General features: G+C 76.8%; 2 protein-coding genes. Both read left to right on the top strand.

Annotation, left to right across the window (positions count from 1 at the left end):
- Window positions 1-613 (top strand): response regulator (locus HEQ75_RS27630; RefSeq protein WP_168035332.1); only part of this gene is annotated, 613 nt, incomplete at its 5' end.
- Between the two features lie 94 nt (window positions 614-707).
- On the top strand, window positions 708-1,143 hold a 436-nt coding region (locus HEQ75_RS27625), incomplete at its 3' end, for an Hpt domain-containing protein (RefSeq protein WP_209318820.1).

Below are 1,143 nucleotides of genomic sequence, written 5' to 3'. Positions count from 1 at the left end.
GCAGCGCGTGGCGGAGGCGCTGCGCGGCATGGCGGCGGCGCTCGGCCTCGGCTCGCTGGGCGCGATGCTGGAGGCGCTGCCGCTCGACCCCTTCGAGGGCGCCGCCCTGCCGGCGCGGGCGGAGGCGCTGGCCCGCCAGGCGGCGTCCATCGCCGCCGCCGGCCACGACCTGCCGCCGGGGCCTTCCGGTGCCGCGCGGCGCCGCGTGCTGGTGGTGGATGACAGCGCCATGATGCGCCGCCTGGTGCGGGAGACGCTGGCGCTGGATGCGGAGTTCGAGGTGGTGGGAGAAGCCGCGGACGGCGTGCAGGCGCTGGCGGCGCTGGAGCGCCTGGCGCCGGACCTCACCATGCTGGACATCGAAATGCCGGAGCTGGACGGCATCGGCGTGCTGCGCCGCTGGGCGCTGCGGGGCGGTGGCGCGGTGGTGATCGTTTCCTCCGCCGCGCGGCCCGGCTCGGCCACCGCCGTCATGGCGCGGCGGCTTGGGGCGGCGGGCATCGTCGGCAAGCCCTCCGGCGCGCTGAGCCCGGATCTGCGGGAACGCCAGGGGGCGGCGCTGCTGCGCACGGCACGCCGTGCCGCCGGGCTGCCGGTGGAGGCGCCGCGATGACCGACCCGGCGGGGGACCCGATGACCGACCATGCGGGGCACCCGATGACCGACCATGCGGGGCACCCGATGACCGACCATGCGGGGCACCCGCAATGATCGAAGACGAAGCGCTCTGGCAGGAATTCGCCGGCGAATCGGAGGACCACCTGGATGCGATCGACCGCATCCTCTCCGCCGGCGCCGCCGACCGGCCGGCGGTGGACCGGCTGTTCCGCGCCTTCCATTCGCTGAAGGGCATGTCGGACGCGCTGGGCGCGCCGGGCATGAAGAACGTGGCACATCGTTGCGAGGATCTGCTGGGCCTCGCGCGCAATGGCCGCCTGGCGGTGGATGGCGCGGTGGCGGACGGGCTGCTGGCGGCGGTGGACACGCTGCGCCGCCAGCGCGCCACGGTGCTCGAGGCGCATCGGGACGTGCCGGCGCCACCCGAATTGCTGGGCCGGCTGGCCGCGCTGGCCGAGGGCGGCCCGCCCGCCGCGCCGGCGCCGGTGCCGGTGGCGGAACCGCCGAGCCTCGGGGCTGGCGCCG

This window comes from Falsiroseomonas selenitidurans (genome assembly GCF_012103215.1).
GTDB classification, from domain to species: domain Bacteria; phylum Pseudomonadota; class Alphaproteobacteria; order Acetobacterales; family Acetobacteraceae; genus Falsiroseomonas; species Falsiroseomonas selenitidurans.
The sequence above is the reverse complement of the archived record's forward strand: the minus strand, read 5'-3'. Positions and strand labels throughout refer to the sequence as shown.